Source organism: Paenibacillus sp. OSY-SE (genome assembly GCF_000283315.1).
Lineage (GTDB): Bacteria > Bacillota > Bacilli > Paenibacillales > Paenibacillaceae > Paenibacillus_B > Paenibacillus_B profundus.
Window position 1 is genome coordinate 66,475 of the sequence record NZ_ALKF01000193.1, and the last position, 16,511, is coordinate 82,985.

Genomic DNA, 16,511 nt, shown 5'->3' on the forward strand with positions numbered 1-16,511 from the left:
TTTTTTTATTAATAACATCTAACTGCGAGTGTCTATTACCAGTCTGTACGGTGTGTTAGGATCATAATCCGAAGGGTATCTCCCTCGCACTAATACATACACGTCTTCACCCGGATTAATAGTGGTTGTCAGAAAACGCGGTATTGCAGGACTACCATAGTTGCCCTCATCTTTGAACGAAATAACTTGTCCGTCATTTTTGAATACAATAAACATCAGATCATACGTTCCACCACTATTAGGTGGGGTAAATAACGCTGCTACTGTGCGCATGCCTGGAGTAGTGTTCTTTACATGGTAGAAATCGAGATCATCGGGAGCGTCGAGGTAACCGCCATGCTCATGCACATAGCCAAGGTCAACCTCAATTGCAGTATCAAAGGTATCTGCAACACCTTTTTGTGCAAATGCTGATGGTGCAAAAGTTAGTATTAGCACGGAAGTAAGTAGGGCCGTTATTACCTTTCTTATTCTCATAAACATTCGCCTCCAAATGCAATATGAGTCGGCCGAACCCTCAACAAAATATTTCCAATTAATCAACCTTCTGGTATATAGTGCGATAGGACTAATATTTTGTCGGTTATTAAACATTAATGTAATATTCTACAAAGAAAACTTAATCTAAGTGGATCGTGGACATAGCGAGGGTGTAAAAGCTTTCTTGAATAAATAAAATAGAGCATTCCTTCTCAGTTACTTATATTGATATAAACGAAAATAAAAAACATATTGCTCAGGGACAAATTTCGTAGAATCTATCTTAATGTATACAGTTGCCCACGGAGGAATTATGATGTTATCAATCATTTGAGCATTGCCGGGTCCTATATAATCGGCATAAACCATATTAGAGTTTCTTGTCGGAGTATATTTAATAGTCATCCCAAGTCTAAAGTTACATTCTCTACCTTTTGACGATAAGTATGCACCAAGAAATTTATTTTCTCCAGTTGTATTTGTCCACTTAAACCAATCCTTATCTTCACTGGAATCTAGGTAGAGATCAATGTCTTGAAAAAGATCATCACCACTTGGAGCAGGAAATAACGATATTGCATTTTCTTGCGTATCGCCAACTCCAGTCAGGGCAAAGGCACTCTGTGAAAATACTAAAACAAATGCAAAAACAAAAAATGTTGAAACTATTTTTTTGAATTTCATTTCCATTCCGCCCTTCTATTATTTATTCGATTATCAAGACACCTATATATCACCATTTATTACACTATATAGTATATAGTTCAATTGTACTAATAACTTGAGAGCGTACGAACATTTGGAATACAGGGGCTCGGTTCACAAAAAACCCCGTTTTATTCAACGGGGCTTCTTTCTTTATGCGACCAATCATTGTGGTATTAAATTTCTTTGAAATGAAGCACAAAGCCTGGTCTTCCTGCATTTTCAACTTGGCATTTATAAACAACATTATCTATAGAAATAACTGCAGGTCTATCGTATTCTACAAACTCGTATGCTACCTTTTCTTTCATACAATAACGTTCAATTTCATCTAAAAATTCTTGTTTATTCTTTGGAAGTTGTTCCAATTCGACCGCAAAACCTTTCTTCAAAATCTTTTTCCAAAGAAGATTTTTCATCATGATTGTCCCCCTCTTTTATAATTGATTACTACTAATAATTCTACACAGGATCGAAAAAACCTCGCTATCAATCAAAGACGAGGCATTCATTCGTATTCATTTTAAGCGCCAATTTCCTAACGCACTATGGTTCTGATGAAAGGTTACTTGTGTGGAATTTGCGCGGCTTACAACGGTGAACTTACCTGTTTCTTGAACAGAAAATGTATTGGCGGATGTGATTTATTTTCACATCCGCCAAGTTTTCAATACCTTGTTCGTTTAAAGATACGTATTAAGCAGTTTTAGAGAATGTTCATAAGAAACTATCGGTTTCTTAAACAGTCCTTTCTGTTGACAATACGTTAAAAATTCTAGATAAAACTCTAATTCTGACAATTTCACAATATCGAGTTTATCGGCATTTTGAACTGGATGTTAGACGTCTTAATCCCTTACTCCATACCTTTTCAGCTCACCTTATGCTCAATGCGCAGCTTGTCGGCTACCATCGCGATGAACTCGCTGTTGGTTGGTTTCGACTTGCTAATATTAATCGTATAGCCGAACAGACGGCTGATGCTGTCGATGTTGCCGCGCGTCCAAGCGACTTCAATCGCATGGCGGATGGCACGTTCAACACGGCTTGGTGTCGTTTTGTATTTTTCCGCAATCGCAGGATATAATGTCTTCGTAATGGAACCCAAAATTTCAATGTTGTTATATACCATCGTAATCGCTTCGCGTAAATACTGATATCCTTTAATATGTGCCGGGACACCGATTTCATGAATAATCGAAGTGATATTCGCATCCAAATTCTTCGTCTTGCCAAGCTGTACAACATTGGATTTGGACGATGAAGTCATCAAGCTGCTGGCGCTGGAACCACCCGATAAAGCGCTGTTTGACGATACGCCAGCTAACTGCCGAATGCGATTGGCCAGTATATCCATATCGAATGGCTTCAATATGTAATACGAGGCGCCAAGTTGGACCGCGCGTTGCGTAATGCTCTCCTGCCCAAATGCGGTGAGCATAATGATCTTAGGTTGCGGGGACAAGTTCAAGCTTCGCAAACGTTCTAACACACCTAAGCCGTCTAAATGCGGCATAATAATATCGAGAATGAGCACATCCGGCACCGCTCTCGTCTGCTCCAGGAATTGGAGTACCTCTTCGCCATTATAGGCGACCCCAGTGACGACCATGTCGTCTTGTTCTGATAAGAAATCAGCTAACAAATTAGTGAATTCTCGGTTGTCGTCCGCTAACAGTATTTCGATCTTTTGCAACTTTTAATCCTCCCTTGTCAAAGTTTCGCATATCGGCACCAATGCAATGAGTGTTAAATCCTTTCCAGATCATGTTATTCGACATCAAGAATGAAATTCCTTCTGTCGAAAACTTTTTTTCTTTATTTTTTCGAAAAGATCCATTATAATGAAATATTCATTGTAAATTTCTACACCATTCGCACTGATTCGTAAAGGTTCGACATTGATGTCGATTTACTTGGTAAAAAAGGAGAAGGCGCACGCTGCGCGTGTACCTTCCCCTGTAGCCCCCACGTCTGCGGTGACGATAATACGACACCTGCATCCTGCAGCATCCATTCGATAAAGCATCCATACCCCGAGCTTGGGTCATTGACAAAGACATGGGTAACGGCGCCGATTAATTTGCCGTTCTGAATGATCGGACTGCCGCTCATTCCTTGCACAATTCCACCGGTCCTCTGTAATAGTCGCGGATCAGTTATCCGTATGACCATTCCTTTAGTTGCAGGTGTAGACTGCTTCGTCACATGCGCAATTTCGATCTTGAAGCGCTCGACCTGTTGGCCGTTAACTACGGTCAGCATTTCCGCAGGTCCTTCTTGTACTTCTTCGCTAAATGCTACCGGGATTGGCTCTTTAAATACACTGTGATCCGGAGTAGCCGTCATTTTCCCGAATATTCCGAACGGAGTATTTCGTTCAATATTGCCTAATACACGACTTTCTTTCAGAAAATGGGCTCTTTTCTCACCGGGTTCACCATTTTGACTTTTAGATATCGAGGTTACGTTGGATTGAACAATCTCACCTTGACCGACGACAATGGGCGACTGCGTATCCATATCGGTAATTACGTGACCTAATGCACCATATACACCTTGATCCGGTGCATAGAAAGTAAGCGTTCCTACGCCTGCCGCAGAGTCACGAATGTACAATCCGAGTCTCCACGTCTTATCTTCTGTATCATATGCTGGCGTAAGCTTTGTCTTCACTTCTGCTTCTCCGCGGCGAATAACAAGCTCAAGCGGCTTCTTGCTTTCTCCAGCCTGCCTTACAACATCCGCCACTTTGCTTACATCATTTAGTCGAATCCCGTTCATACTCATAATGAGATCACCTAATCGGACTCCCGCCGCTTCTCCAGGAGAGATTTTGTTATCCGAACTTACTTGGACAAGATGGTGACCTACAACAAGGATGCCCGCTGATTTGACTTTAACGCCAATCGTCTGTCCACCTGGAATAACGCGCAGGTTAGGTACGACATTCACCTTAAGCGTCTTTAACGGAATACCTCCGAATAGCTTCAGCTTAAGTTCGGCCTGCCCTGATTGGGACGATTGTAGAGAAATCGGCTGCTGCAGCGATAAGTTGAAGGAAGGGCGATTCTCGCCATTAACACGCAAAATATCCGGTCGGTCCACCGTAGCTTGAGCGTGTACAGGCATAACGAGATGAAGTTCTTTTTGCTCTCCTTCAAATAATCGAAGCTCGCTCGGCAATGCCGCAAAAGTGCGAAATGGAGCCGTTGTACAGCATAAACAAACGATAATGACTAGCATCAGACCGAGCAGACGTTTAACGTTGGGGTTCAAAGGTGTCACACTCCTTTGTTGGCGGAAGCTTGACGAAAAGGACGTGCCGTTTCGTAACTATAAGGTATCCTTGACCCCTACGTTTTATAAGTGAAAATGATTCCTCAATCCCTTTATTTACGCACCTTTTTGACGTTCAGCCAACTTCAGCATTTCTTGTGCATGATGCAAAGTTCTTTCCGTCACTTCCACTCCACCGAGCATACGAGCCAATTCGGCAATGCGACCTGTTTCGTCTAATTCCGTTACTTGCGTTGAAGTGCGCTCATCCCGCACCTGCTTCTCGATATAATATTGATGATCGGCCATACAAGCCACCTGTGGCAGATGCGTAATGGCGAACACTTGACCACTGCTGGACACCCATGCCAGCTTCTCAGCTATCGCTTGCGCGGCACGACCGCTTACCCCCGTGTCCACTTCATCGAACACGAGCACCGGAATCCGATCCACCTGAGCAAATATGGTCTTCATCGCCAGCATAATGCGGGACAATTCTCCCCCAGACGCAATCTTATGAAGGGGGCGAAGCGGTTCACCTGGGTTAGGGGAAATAAGAAACTCCGCATCGTCCCAACCGTTTTTCGTAAAGCGAACCGACACGCCGTTCACATCAAAGCCCTGTTCGCCTTGCAGCCGATCAAGCCGGACATCTAGCCGTGTTCGTTCCATATGAAGGTGCTGCAGCTCTGCTTCAATGCGAGTCGTCAATTCATTAGCCAATTGGCGTCTAGCATTGGTTAACGCCTCCGCTTTGCGCGCCAGCTTGACGAGTCGTTCTTGCGCTTCCTTCTCTAGAGCAGCGATACGTTCATCCTTATGTTCAATCTTATCCGCTTCGGCTTCAATCCGCTGTAAATATTGGAGCATGTCTTCAACGGTTGATCCATACTTGCGTTTTAATGAGGTAAGCTGATCAAGACGCTCCTCAATTTGTTCGAGACGAACTGGATTGAACTCTATATTTTCACGGTAGTCCCTGAGCTGATACGCTGCATCCTCCAGTTGGTAATAGGCAGACTGAAGCTGCTCCACCATAGGCTGGAATTTCACCGTATCATACACCAATACATCCTCAAGCTTCGATAGTGCAACACTGACTGAATCCATGGCTCCCTGTGCATATAATCGTTCATAGGCGTTGTTCACATGATCCATCAGCTTCTCTGCATTGGCTAGTTTGCGCTTTTCTTCCGATAAACATTCATCTTCGCCAATTTTTAGTTGGGCATTGTTAAGTTCTTCAATCTGGAAGCGATACAAATCAAGCATCTGGTACGCTTGTTGGCTTGTCTCCTTCAGTTGATTCAATTCATGCTGAAGCGCCATGAAGCACCCGAAGTCTTCACGGTATCGTGTCTTGATGGAAGCTAACTCCTCACCGCCGTAAGCATCTAACCATTCCAGATGACGCTCTACCTTAAGCAGTGATTGATGTTCGTGCTGTCCATGTATATTTATGAGCAATTCTCCAACCTCGCGCAGCATCGTCAAGTTGACCATTTGACCGTTCATCCGGCATAAGCTTTTTCCATGCGCCGTCAATTCCCGGCGGATAATGAGCAATTCGTCACGATCGGCTTGGATGCCTAAACGCAATAGCGCATCCCAAACCGGGTGATCTCCTGGCAAATCAAATGAAGCTTCGACCTCAGCCCGATCACAACCGTAGCGAACGAAGTCGGCCGATCCTCGTGCTCCGCCGATAAGCCCTAGTGCATCAATAATGATGGATTTACCTGCTCCCGTTTCCCCTGTAAGAACATGGAATCCACGATGAAAGTGCAGTTGCACCGATTCGACAACTGCCAAATTACGAATGGATATAGCTACTAACATGGAGCACCCCTCCCGAACGCAAGTTATGAAATGTGGCTCATAATCTGGTCTACGACGGCCTGACTGAGCTGCTTCGTTCGGCAAATGATTAGTATCGTGTCATCACCACACACCGTCCCCATAATTTCAGGCCACTCGATGGAGTCCATCAACACAGCAATCGCATTCGCCGTACCTGGCAAGCACTTCATGACAACCAGATTCTCGGCACTATCGACGCTGACGAAGTTATCCAACAACGCACGCTTCAATTTCTGTGCCGGATTGAAGCGCTGATCGATTGGCAGTGAATATTTATATCGTCCATTATCCATTGGAACTTTGATAAGGTGCAGTTCTTTCATATCTCGAGACACGGTCGCTTGCGTAACATGGAATCCGGCTTGGCGCAGCGCGTCAACCAGTTCATCCTGCGTCTCGATGTCATTATTCATAACGATTTCTCTGATTTTAATATGTCGTTGTCCTTTCATGCATGCCCTCCATTAGATCAATCATGTGTGTAGATATCCATTGAAAATCAATATAAAAACTGCTTATCAAGATTGCGCTTCTCCAAAATCCATACGCAACAGACGTACTCGTCGTTCCAATAAATCTACAATAAGCAACCCGGCGCAATCCGGATAAGCCGCAAAATAAGGTGACCATAGCTTGCGCAACCCGCTCGCACTCCAATCCAATTGCATCCGTTCTCGTGCGATACGAACAATATACCATTGTTCGTCCCGTTTGACGACCATATCCCCCCAAAGTCGCGTCGGCTCCAAATTTTCCCCATCGAGACAAAAATGCAGCGGAACGAAAAATTTACCGCCAATGATTTCATAGCCGCTGCTTTCAATTAAAGCAATGACTTCTTCGTCTTGCGGGAACCGGTCACTTAATATTACATCCTCCAGCGGTTCAGACGTACGCACATAATGGCGCAGTCCAAAACCAATCCAAAGCAATAATCCAATTCCGATTATGCCCATCACCCATAGATCGCCCATATGGTCATTCACCTCAGGTTAGGATTAGGATATATGCAACTTACTGTAATTCAGCGAATCGAAGAGCAAAAGAAACTCATCCGTCGGATGCCTGTCCCGGATGAGTTTCTTTTGCTGCTTAGCCTATCTGGATACCTTATGAAGTGCGAAATGTGGAATTAGCTTCCTTGACGACAGCAGCAATCCCGTCGCGGGATATTTGCGGTTCCGGTTCATTCGCCTGCTCAGGCACAGTCCAATAAGCTAAAAATTCAATATTGCCCTCACCACCGGTAATTGGAGAGTAAGTCAACCCTTCTAAATGAAACCCGATGGAAGCCGCAAAATCCAGAACGTCTCGCAGCACTTGCTCATGCGTGCTCGGATCACGTACGACGCCCGATTTGCCAACCTTATCCCGTCCCGCCTCGAACTGAGGCTTGATAAGAGCAATGACACGTCCTCCGGCAGCAAGAAGCCGCTTCAAAGGCGGAAGAATTAACTTAAGCGAGATAAAGGACACGTCAATCGTCGCCGTGTCCGGTTGCGGACCTTCGAGATGCTCTGGCTCCATATAGCGGAAATTGGTCCGTTCCATGACATGAACCCGTTCGTCATTCCGTAAGGACCAATCCAATTGATTGTAACCGACATCGATGGCGTACACTTGGCTCGCTCCATTTTGAAGAGCGCAATCCGTAAAACCTCCCGTTGATGCTCCGATGTCCAGCATAACACTGCTGTCCAAGGACAGGTCGAAGTGGCGTATCGCCTTCTCCAGCTTCAATCCGCCACGGCTGACATAAGGATGAAGCGCGCCTTTTACCTTAATGGAGACATCGCGCGGAACCTTCATGCCCGCTTTCTCGATTCGTTCTTCATTTGCATAGACTAATCCAGCCATAATAGACTTTTTTGCTTTTTCACGACTATCATAGTAGCCCTGCTCAACAAGCAGGACATCAATCCGTTCTTTAGGTATAGACATGCTTTGCTCCTGTCTGACTTCACTCTCTGTAACGGCGTCACTCCGTCAAGCCCGGGTCATCACATTGTTCCCATGTGCGAACAACATCGTATGAACTTCCTTCGCTAGACGTTCAGCCGTCAAGCCAACCTCCAGGCGTTGTTCTTTAATGCTTCCGTGCTCGACGAAGCAATCCGGAACACCTATCGGCTTGATTTTAACTCCGAATAGATTATTCTCCGCATAAAATTCCATCACCGCGCTCGCTAATCCACCGGCTATGGCTCCTTCTTCCATGACAAGAAGAGGGATTTGTTCCTTGGCTAGCTGAATCAACATTGCTTCATCCAGCGGCTTGATGAAACGGGCATTAATGATACGCAATTGTATTCCTTCGCGCCGCAATTGCTCCGCCGCTTCTTCCGCCACTTGCACCATCGGTCCGATGGCAAGTACAACTGCATGATCGCCCTGGCGAACGATTTCCCATGATCCGATCGGTATGGGAGTCAGCACTTCATCCAGCTTCACGCCAACACCGTTGATGCGCGGGTAACGCACTGCAATAGGCCCGGCTTCATAATCCACCGCTGTCTTGAGCATGTGGCGCAGCTCGTTCTCGTCCTTCGGCATCATCAGCACCATGTTCGGGATATGACGCAAGAATGTAATATCGAACACACCATGATGCGTTTCGCCGTCCGGCCCGACAAATCCGGCGCGATCGATGGCGAATACGACGTTGGCATGCTGACGGCAAATGTCATGTACGACTTGGTCGTACGCCCGTTGCAGGAAAGTCGAATAGACGGCGAACACCGGCTTCATCCCTTCCATTGCAAGCGCTGCGCACATAGTGGCCGCGTGCTGTTCCGCTATGCCGACATCGATCATCCGGCCCGGAAACGTCTCAGCGAACTTCAGCAACCCCGAACCGCCCGGCATCGCCGGCGTTACCGCGACGATACGCTCGTCCTGCTGCGCCAGTTCGATTAAGGCGTTCGAGAACACTTCCGTATACATCGGATTGCCGACCGCCTTCAACGGTTGACCGGATTCAATCTTGTAGGGCGAGATGCCGTGCCACTTGTGCGAATCGGCTTCCGCAGGAGAGTATCCCTTGCCTTTGGTTGTCAAGACATGGACGAGCACCGGACCATCCACGCGCTCCGCTTGCTGGAAAATGTCAATCAGCTTATCGACATCGTGACCGTCGACCGGTCCGAAATATTTCAAGCCGAATTCTTCGAACAGCATACCGGAAACGACGAGATACTTGAGGCTGTCCTTCATCCGTTCCGCTGTCTTGGCCAGCTTACCTCCGATGGCTGGAATCTTCTTTAGAAGCTGTTCCACTTCTTCTTTCGCTTTTTTGTAATTGCGGTCAGAGCGTATTTTGCTCAAGTAATTATGTAGAGCTCCAACGTTCGGCGCAATCGACATTTCATTATCATTCAAGACGACCATTAATTTCTTCTGTTCATGCCCTATATGGTTGAGCGCTTCCAGAGCCATCCCGCCAGTGAGCGCGCCATCTCCAATGACGGCAACCACTTTGCTGTCTTCTCCTTTGAAATCGCGTGACAATGCCATCCCCATCGCCGCTGACAAGGAAGTGCTGCTATGGCCTGCTTCCCACACATCGTGCTCGCTCTCCGCACGTTTGACGAAGCCGCACAATCCTTTGTATTGGCGCAGTGTATCAAACCGCTCCTTGCGCCCAGTCAAAATCTTATGTACATAAGCCTGATGACCGACGTCGAATATCATTTTATCCTTGGGACTGTCATATAAATAATGCAGGACAAGCGTCAGCTCGACAACACCCAAGTTAGGAGCCAAATGTCCGCCTGTCGCAGATAATTTTTCGATCAGAAATTGACGAATTTCCTCCGCCAATGGAACTAACTGTTCTTTAGTCATTCGCTTTAAATCGCTAGGTTGGTTAATCTGTTCGAGCAGCACGGGATTTCCCTCGCTTTCGTTGTTTCGATTTGCTGCGTTTCTTAGTGAAGAGCGAAATTTTTAGTTTCGTTTCTAAAACATGAAAGCATTTGCCAATAATCAGCACAATTGGTGTTGCATAATAAATGGCAAATGATTTCCCCAATGCTTTGCCTCCCACTGTCAACGCTGAAACGAGACCAGTGAAGACAACGCTCGTAACCGTCTTCAACAGCGCCGTGTCCGCATCCATTGCATACAGCAGATTCGTTACGACGATGGCTGTTGCCGCTCCGCTAATAACCCCCGTAATATCACCAATGACGTCATTGCAGAAATTAGAGAACCGGTCTGCGTTGCGCACGATAGAAATCGCCTGCTTGGCACCATGGACCTTCTCTGATGCCATGGCGTGGAACGGCGTTTCATTCGCTGCCGCTGCAGCTAAGCCCATCATATCAAAAAACACTCCGATAAGCACGAGCAAGAGCACGATCACCATGCCAATGCTCCAGCCCACTCCTTCCAGCATCGCGGTCGATGTGACGGAGAAGACGGCAGCAAGCGCAAACGTGATGAAGAAAATCAAGACGCTCCATCTAACGGAATGTTTAAATGAGAATTTCATTATATTAGTCGTTCCATCCTTTAAGAGGTTACATTTTATAAATAACGAATTAACTGATGTAATAAATATATTGGGAGTGGTAACTTCTTAAGTAAACGCTGTGGCTTAGGTCCAGTAGGTTTTCCCAGACGACCACCTATTCGTCGCCGAACAGGCAGTTTCCCTTTACGGTCGTCTTGACGTCGTTGCCGATCGTCAGACTGAATTACCACTTAGTCCACACTATAATCCCCAAGAAGTCTCACGCACGTGAACAGTCTAGGAGTTTTCCTCGAGCAGCCCTGAACCAACCCTTAGCCTCTTTTGCAAACCAGATTTCAAACGGCATCCGAAATGATGGCCTTTGGCCGAAGGACATCAGTTCTACACATCCGCTATCCCTGCAGATTCACTCAAGGCAGGCTACGCTACAAACAAGTCGGGTTCGTACAGTACCATTTCATTAAGTAAGAGGAAATGATATGTGCGACTCGCAATGTAGGTTCATACCCCAAGCCGTAATGCGACGCGCGAGGGCGTCGTACCACGCACTTGGGCCTCCGCGGAAGCGGGGTCAACGCCCACATGCCATTGTGGATCGCCCCACAACCTTAACTCCCAGCATCAGCCCCCGACTGGGCGTCGAAAGCCAACACCAGGAACTTCATCGATGTGCCCTTTGGCGAATTTTTAGGCCCGCCTTCAATGTTGGGAGGCCGACTAGAATACTGCACCACTCTACGTAAGCCCTATTATATCACATTTTTTATCGTTTTACGCGCCATTTAATGGTTTCTCTTCATTAAATAGTCAGCCAATTCGAACAAACGTTCCGGTACCGGAAAGCCTGCATCACTTATCGCCTGCTTCGCTTCCCGCGTCAACCGTTCCACTTCTTGCTGTGAAGCTTCAAGACCGATAAAGTAAGGATAGGTCACTTTGCCGCTCTTCTCATCGCTTCCTTTCGCTTTTCCGAGCATCGCTTCATCTCCGACGACATCCAATATATCGTCTTGAATTTGGAACGCTAAGCCGAGCTTTGTTCCATATATCGTTAACGCTTGAAGCTGCGCTTCATTTGCTCCGGCAATCCGCCCCCCGGCGCGTAGAGAGAATACGATTAGATCACCTGTCTTGTGCAAGTGAATGTATTCCAGCTGTTCGATCGTCGTAATCCCTTGTTCGCCCAGCATATCGGCTGCTTGTCCACCGACCATGCCTCTCATGCCGGCATATTCCGCCAATTCTTCCACGATAGCGAGCGCGACCTCTGCAGGAACACCGAATTGGCGGGAGCTCTGCACGATCGTATGGAACGCGTGCGTTAGCAATCCATCACCTGCCAAGATGGCCATAGCTTCGCCATATACTTTATGGTTCGTCGGTTTGCCGCGCCGGTAATCGTCATTGTCCAACGCAGGCAAGTCATCATGAACGAGCGAATAGGTGTGAATCATCTCGACGGCGCAGGCAACGGGCTCTGCAGCCACAGCTCTTCCATTCAAGCTTTCGCAAGCCAGCAATACGCACACAGGCCGAAGGCGCTTTCCACCTGCCATTAGTGAATAGTGCATTGCTTGTCTCAACGGATCGGGCACATACCAGTTGGAAGGCAGCATGGTCGGAAGCAATTGTTCCAGCCTAGTCACTCGATCTTTCAAGTAAGAGGTGAACGATCCGGCGGGATGAGGATTAATCAATGACACCACCCTCTTCTTCAGGGCTGAACGGCTGTCGTTTCAATTCGCCGTTCTGTTCAGTCAGCATTTCGATCTTGCGCTCCACTTGCTGAAGCTTCTCGGAGCAGAACTTGGATAAGCGCATTCCTTCTTGAAATAGATCGATGGCTTGCTCAAGGGGAGCGTCACCACCCTCTAACTGCGAGACAATCAGTTCCAGTTTTTCCATCGCCGCTTCGAAATTCAGTTCTTCCATTATTTCGACTTCGCTCTTTGCCATGGGAGTTATTCACGCTCTCCTTTCATAGACCATACTTGACAATTCAATTGGCCGTCGCTTAATTTCACATTGACCACGTCTCCAAGCTGAACGTCTGCAATGGTACGTATAATTTTGGATTCCTGTTCGTCGTACACGAGGCTGTAGCCGCGTGACATGATCTTGAGCGGGCTAAGCGCGTCAAGCTGGCGCATATGGCCGCCAAGCACCATCTGATGCTGTCTCATCTGAGCCGCCATCGTACCTTGCAACTGCCGCTCAGCATTCGTCAGCCGCTGCCGAGCCGTGCGAATCTGATGGACTGGGGTCTGCTCACGTAGACGGCCGCGCAGTTCCTTCCAGCGTTCTTCCGCTTTGCCGATGTGCAGCATGGACCGATAGTGCAGTTGTTCGGTTAGTCGTTCCAAGCGCTCTGCCTGCTTCAAGGTCAACTGCTCCGGTCTTCTCAACATGGAGGACTGCTGTGCGCGCATCAACCGCTCTTGATTGCGGTTCAGCAGACGGTTCATCCCGTGCTGCAGCCGCTGCTGCATATGGAGCAGATGCTTGCTCAGCTCCTCATGATGGACGACGGCAAGCTCCGCAGCAGCCGTCGGTGTCGGCGCGCGCAGATCGGCCACAAAGTCCGCAATCGTAAAGTCTGTCTCGTGTCCCACTGCCGAAATGACCGGAATGGAAGACCCGGCTATGGCACGCGCCACGATCTCTTCGTTAAAAGCCCACAGTTCTTCCAGTGAGCCGCCCCCGCGGCCAATGATAAGCACGTCCGCCTCTTGATGGCGATTCATCGCTTCAATCGCCGCAGCGATCGATGCGGCTGCTTGGGTCCCCTGCACAAGAACGGGATAGAGCAGCACAGACATTCCGGGCTGTCTTCGCTTCAGCGTAATCATAATATCGCGGACTGCCGCACCCGTAGGTGACGTAATGACACCAATCGCCTTGGGGAATCGCGGTAGCGCACGCTTCCGTTCCTCTTCGAACAATCCTTCCACTTGCAGCCGTTCCTTAAGCTGCTCATATGCCATGTACAAACTTCCGATGCCGTCGGGCTGCATGTGCTGCGCGTAGAACTGGTATTGACCGTCCCGTTCGTATACCGTTACATATCCGCGCGCAATCACTCGAGTCCCTTCCTTAGGACGAAAAGCAAGCTTCTGATTATGGGAGGCAAACATAATCGTTCGAATGCGGCTATCTGCATCCTTCAACGTGAAATACATATGACCGCTGGAATGGTGCGTGAAGTTCGATATTTCGCCGCGCAGCCATACATCCTGCAGCATGGCGTCCCCTTCCAATTTCATACGGATATATCGGTTTACATCCTTAATGGACAGTATTCGCGTTTCTGAGGACACGACTTTTGCCTCCTTTCTGTACCCGCTCCTGTTACTGAATCTGATGAACCCGTTTCGCTGCCTTCAGTGTATTCACCATCAGCATCGTAATCGTCATCGGGCCGACCCCGCCAGGCACCGGTGTTATCCAACTGCATTCCTCCACCACATCATCGAAGTTTACATCGCCCACTAACTTACCGTTCTCCAACCGGTTCATGCCTACATCGATGACGACGGCACCCGGCTTAATGAACGAGCGATCTACGAAATGAGCTTTACCGATAGCGACAACCAATATGTCGGCCATGCGTGTAAGCTCACGCATGTTATTCGTACGGGAATGGCACATTGTGACGGTAGCGTTCTCTCTTTGCAGCAAGAGCGAGATCGGCTTTCCGACAATGTTGCTCCGTCCGATGACGACGGCATGCTTTCCTTCGATTGGGATGCGATTGCGTTTCAGCATTTCCATCATGCCTGCTGGCGTGCATGGCAACAACGACTCATCGCCGATTACCATGTTGCCGACGCTGATCGGATGGAACCCATCGACGTCTTTTTCCACGGAAATGGCATCAATTACGGCCTTTTCGTCAATATGCTTCGGCAGAGGGAGCTGAACGAGGATGCCATGAATGGTCCCCTGTTGATTCAGTTGATCCACAAGACCTAGCAACTGCTCTTGTGTCGTATCATTCGGCAGACGATGCACCTCGGAATAAAATCCAAGCTCGAGGCATGCCTTATGCTTACTGTTGACATACACTTGCGAAGCCGGATCTTCACCAACGAGCACAACGGCCAGTCCCGGCTGAATTCCAAGTTCCTGCAATCGTGCGGTTTCCTGTTTAACCTCTTCGCGAATCGTGCGAGATAAAGCTTTACCATCCAATACAGATGCTGTCATCGTCTACTCCCCCATTCATGAATCCACTGATGTCGTCATCACTGATCTAACCAATCCGATGCCAGCTCTCTACTCTTCGATCTCGGCCTCTTCGGTGTCGGCTTCTGCGGATACTTGCGAGCGTTCGCTATCCCGCATCAGTTGACCGAGCACGCCGTTTACGAACTTGCCTGATTCATCCGTGCCGAAGTGCTTCGCCAAATTGATGGCTTCGTTAATTGCCACCTTCGGAGGAACGTCATCACGGAACTTCATTTCATAGCAAGCAAGACGCAGAATTTGTCTGTCGACACGCGATAGCCGGTCCATTTGCCAATTTTTTAAGTAATGCGCCAAAATCATATCGATTTCTTCGCGCTGCTTCCAAGTAGCATGAACCCATTCTAGAACATGCTTATGCATAGCCTCAGCATGCTCGGGCTTAACGCCGATTTCATTGTCTTGGTTCGATTCCGTGACGATCATGGCAACCGCTTGTTCCGGGGTTACCTCCGTCATTTCAAGCTGATATAAGCTCTGAATAGCCATCTCTCTGGCGATGCGTCTTTTCATTATTTATCCTCCTGCGTATAAAGCGTCCGGCAACCCTATAGCTTCCTTATTTACTAAAAGTGACGAACTGATTCATTTAAAAAAATCCTATGCCCGCTCCGATTGTCTTCCGTCGGTCATCACCGGCGATCAAGGCAGTCGTTCGGAGCGTCCATAGGACTACTTCAACCTTCTCCAACGTTCAGACAACCATGAACCGATACGTTGCCACGGGAACATGGGGCCCAAATGTAAGTCTTTCTGTCTGCCTACATTGTATCCGATGAATACAAGCAGCGCAAAGAAGAGCATATCCCAAAAGCCGACCATCAAATACAGCATGCCAAAAAAGATACCTGCCGCGATGCCGATGATGCGTCCCCCGTGACTCTCCCAAATCTCTTTCCACATGGAAAGCTCACCACCTATTCAACGCGCGCTTTGAAGGTTTGCGTCTGTACGATATTCGCGACATATACCGATACGTATGAGACCGGAATCCCTGTAATCTCTTGAACATAATCTCGAACTTGGCACTGCACTTCCTCCGTCATGCTGGGGATCGCCGTTTCTCCATCGACGACGGTGCGGATCATAATATCGAGTCCCGCTTCATTTGTACGGATGCGAGCCTTCAAATCCTTGACGCCTCTTACGCGAGCTGCCGCTTTGAGAGCTACATTTTCTATAGTTTCCAAAGAAATCTTAATATCGCCGATATCTGTACGCTGATCGATCGACGGCAGGGATGCACGCTCGCGGCGAATGGATACGTAGAAAAAACGCACGCTCAGTAAAAATAAAACGGCGGCCGTCGCAATAACGGTCGTCTGAATCAAGAACGGTTCTGTAAAGTCAATCGGTCTGCCCATTAACCCCAATGCCGCCAATATGGCCGCTACCGAGATGGCACCGATGACAAAACTATACACAAACAACAAAAGCCTGTCCACAATTCTGCTCACGTTAGCCCGTG

At 47.8% G+C, this 16,511-nt stretch carries 18 protein-coding genes; all 18 read right to left on the reverse strand.

From position 1 onward, the window contains the following. Nucleotides 1–18: 18 nt before the first annotated feature. Nucleotides 19–477 (reverse strand): hypothetical protein, encoded by a 459-nt coding sequence (locus A372_RS0121160; protein ID WP_019422901.1) that lies wholly within the window; start codon nucleotides 475–477, stop codon nucleotides 19–21. Between the two features lie 219 nt (nucleotides 478–696). Beyond that, nucleotides 697–1,164, reverse strand: a complete 468-nt coding sequence (locus tag A372_RS0121165; RefSeq protein WP_157259640.1) for a hypothetical protein — start codon at nucleotides 1,162–1,164, stop codon at nucleotides 697–699. Between the two features lie 197 nt (nucleotides 1,165–1,361). Beyond that, nucleotides 1,362–1,607 carry a DUF4318 domain-containing protein gene (locus A372_RS0121170; RefSeq protein WP_019422903.1) on the reverse strand — a complete coding sequence of 82 codons (246 nt, stop codon included), beginning with the start codon at nucleotides 1,605–1,607 and terminating at the stop codon, nucleotides 1,362–1,364. A gap of 449 nt (nucleotides 1,608–2,056) precedes the next feature. Continuing rightward, complete coding sequence (spo0A, locus tag A372_RS0121175) at nucleotides 2,057–2,881, reverse strand: sporulation transcription factor Spo0A (RefSeq protein WP_019422904.1); 825 nt, start codon at nucleotides 2,879–2,881, stop codon at nucleotides 2,057–2,059. Nucleotides 2,882–3,051: 170 nt separating this feature from the next. After that, on the reverse strand, nucleotides 3,052–4,464 hold the full coding sequence (spoIVB, locus tag A372_RS0121180) for a SpoIVB peptidase (RefSeq protein WP_019422905.1): 1,413 nt from the start codon (nucleotides 4,462–4,464) through the stop codon (nucleotides 3,052–3,054). 117 nt (nucleotides 4,465–4,581) lie between these two features. After that, on the reverse strand, nucleotides 4,582–6,303 hold the full coding sequence (recN, locus tag A372_RS0121185; protein ID WP_019422906.1) for a DNA repair protein RecN: 1,722 nt from the start codon (nucleotides 6,301–6,303) through the stop codon (nucleotides 4,582–4,584). Between the two features lie 23 nt (nucleotides 6,304–6,326). Further along, complete coding sequence (gene ahrC / locus A372_RS0121190) at nucleotides 6,327–6,776, reverse strand: transcriptional regulator AhrC/ArgR (RefSeq protein ID WP_019422907.1); 450 nt, start codon at nucleotides 6,774–6,776, stop codon at nucleotides 6,327–6,329. 66 nt (nucleotides 6,777–6,842) lie between these two features. After that, the gene (locus A372_RS0121195) at nucleotides 6,843–7,298 is read right to left on the reverse strand and encodes a hypothetical protein (RefSeq protein ID WP_019422908.1); all 456 of its coding nucleotides are present in this window, start codon (nucleotides 7,296–7,298) and stop codon (nucleotides 6,843–6,845) included. Between the two features lie 136 nt (nucleotides 7,299–7,434). After that, a complete protein-coding gene (locus A372_RS0121200) occupies nucleotides 7,435–8,265 on the reverse strand; it encodes a TlyA family RNA methyltransferase (RefSeq protein WP_019422909.1) in 831 nt (276 codons plus the stop codon). A 45-nt stretch (nucleotides 8,266–8,310) separates the two neighbouring features. Next, nucleotides 8,311–10,209: a 1-deoxy-D-xylulose-5-phosphate synthase gene (dxs, locus tag A372_RS0121205; protein ID WP_019422910.1), complete on the reverse strand. Its 1,899-nt coding sequence runs from the start codon at nucleotides 10,207–10,209 to the stop codon at nucleotides 8,311–8,313. Further along, entirely contained in the window at nucleotides 10,190–10,816 is a 627-nt protein-coding gene (locus tag A372_RS0121210) for a hypothetical protein (protein WP_019422911.1), read from the reverse strand. The genes dxs and A372_RS0121210 overlap by 20 nt, the downstream gene beginning before the upstream one ends. 764 nt (nucleotides 10,817–11,580) lie before the next feature. Continuing rightward, on the reverse strand, nucleotides 11,581–12,492 hold the full coding sequence (locus A372_RS0121215) for a farnesyl diphosphate synthase (RefSeq protein ID WP_026011195.1): 912 nt from the start codon (nucleotides 12,490–12,492) through the stop codon (nucleotides 11,581–11,583). Then, nucleotides 12,488–12,754 (reverse strand): exodeoxyribonuclease VII small subunit, encoded by a 267-nt coding sequence (gene xseB, locus A372_RS0121220; RefSeq protein ID WP_019422913.1) that lies wholly within the window; start codon nucleotides 12,752–12,754, stop codon nucleotides 12,488–12,490. The genes A372_RS0121215 and xseB overlap by 5 nt, the downstream gene beginning before the upstream one ends. Before the next feature lie 5 nt (nucleotides 12,755–12,759). Then, nucleotides 12,760–14,115, reverse strand: a complete 1,356-nt coding sequence (gene xseA / locus A372_RS0121225; RefSeq protein WP_019422914.1) for an exodeoxyribonuclease VII large subunit — start codon at nucleotides 14,113–14,115, stop codon at nucleotides 12,760–12,762. Nucleotides 14,116–14,146: 31 nt separating this feature from the next. Next, nucleotides 14,147–15,004, reverse strand: coding sequence for a bifunctional methylenetetrahydrofolate dehydrogenase/methenyltetrahydrofolate cyclohydrolase FolD (gene folD / locus A372_RS0121230; RefSeq protein ID WP_019422915.1), 858 nt, complete (start codon nucleotides 15,002–15,004; stop codon nucleotides 14,147–14,149). A gap of 69 nt (nucleotides 15,005–15,073) precedes the next feature. Next, nucleotides 15,074–15,556 (reverse strand): transcription antitermination factor NusB, encoded by a 483-nt coding sequence (nusB, locus tag A372_RS0121235; protein WP_019422916.1) that lies wholly within the window; start codon nucleotides 15,554–15,556, stop codon nucleotides 15,074–15,076. 159 nt (nucleotides 15,557–15,715) lie between these two features. Then, nucleotides 15,716–15,946, reverse strand: a complete 231-nt coding sequence (locus A372_RS0121240) for a DUF2273 domain-containing protein (protein WP_019422917.1) — start codon at nucleotides 15,944–15,946, stop codon at nucleotides 15,716–15,718. A gap of 14 nt (nucleotides 15,947–15,960) precedes the next feature. After that, nucleotides 15,961–16,500: an alkaline shock response membrane anchor protein AmaP gene (amaP, locus tag A372_RS0121245; protein WP_019422918.1), complete on the reverse strand. Its 540-nt coding sequence runs from the start codon at nucleotides 16,498–16,500 to the stop codon at nucleotides 15,961–15,963. Nucleotides 16,501–16,511 lie beyond the last annotated feature (11 nt).

Bases quoted from the DNA above. Each gene is read 5' to 3' on its own strand.
- A372_RS0121160 (WP_019422901.1), bottom strand. From the start codon at position 477: ATGAGAATAAGAAAGGTAATAACGGCCCTACTTACTTCCGTGCTAATA.
- A372_RS0121165 (WP_157259640.1), bottom strand. From the start codon at position 1,164: ATGAAATTCAAAAAAATAGTTTCAACATTTTTTGTTTTTGCATTTGTT.
- A372_RS0121170 (WP_019422903.1), bottom strand. From the start codon at position 1,607: ATGATGAAAAATCTTCTTTGGAAAAAGATTTTGAAGAAAGGTTTTGCG.
- recN (WP_019422906.1), bottom strand. From the start codon at position 6,303: ATGTTAGTAGCTATATCCATTCGTAATTTGGCAGTTGTCGAATCGGTG.
- ahrC (WP_019422907.1), bottom strand. From the start codon at position 6,776: ATGAAAGGACAACGACATATTAAAATCAGAGAAATCGTTATGAATAAT.
- A372_RS0121195 (WP_019422908.1), bottom strand. From the start codon at position 7,298: ATGGGCGATCTATGGGTGATGGGCATAATCGGAATTGGATTATTGCTT.
- A372_RS0121200 (WP_019422909.1), bottom strand. From the start codon at position 8,265: ATGTCTATACCTAAAGAACGGATTGATGTCCTGCTTGTTGAGCAGGGC.
- A372_RS0121210 (WP_019422911.1), bottom strand. From the start codon at position 10,816: ATGAAATTCTCATTTAAACATTCCGTTAGATGGAGCGTCTTGATTTTC.
- xseB (WP_019422913.1), bottom strand. From the start codon at position 12,754: ATGGCAAAGAGCGAAGTCGAAATAATGGAAGAACTGAATTTCGAAGCG.
- folD (WP_019422915.1), bottom strand. From the start codon at position 15,004: ATGACAGCATCTGTATTGGATGGTAAAGCTTTATCTCGCACGATTCGC.
- nusB (WP_019422916.1), bottom strand. From the start codon at position 15,556: ATGAAAAGACGCATCGCCAGAGAGATGGCTATTCAGAGCTTATATCAG.
- A372_RS0121240 (WP_019422917.1), bottom strand. From the start codon at position 15,946: ATGTGGAAAGAGATTTGGGAGAGTCACGGGGGACGCATCATCGGCATC.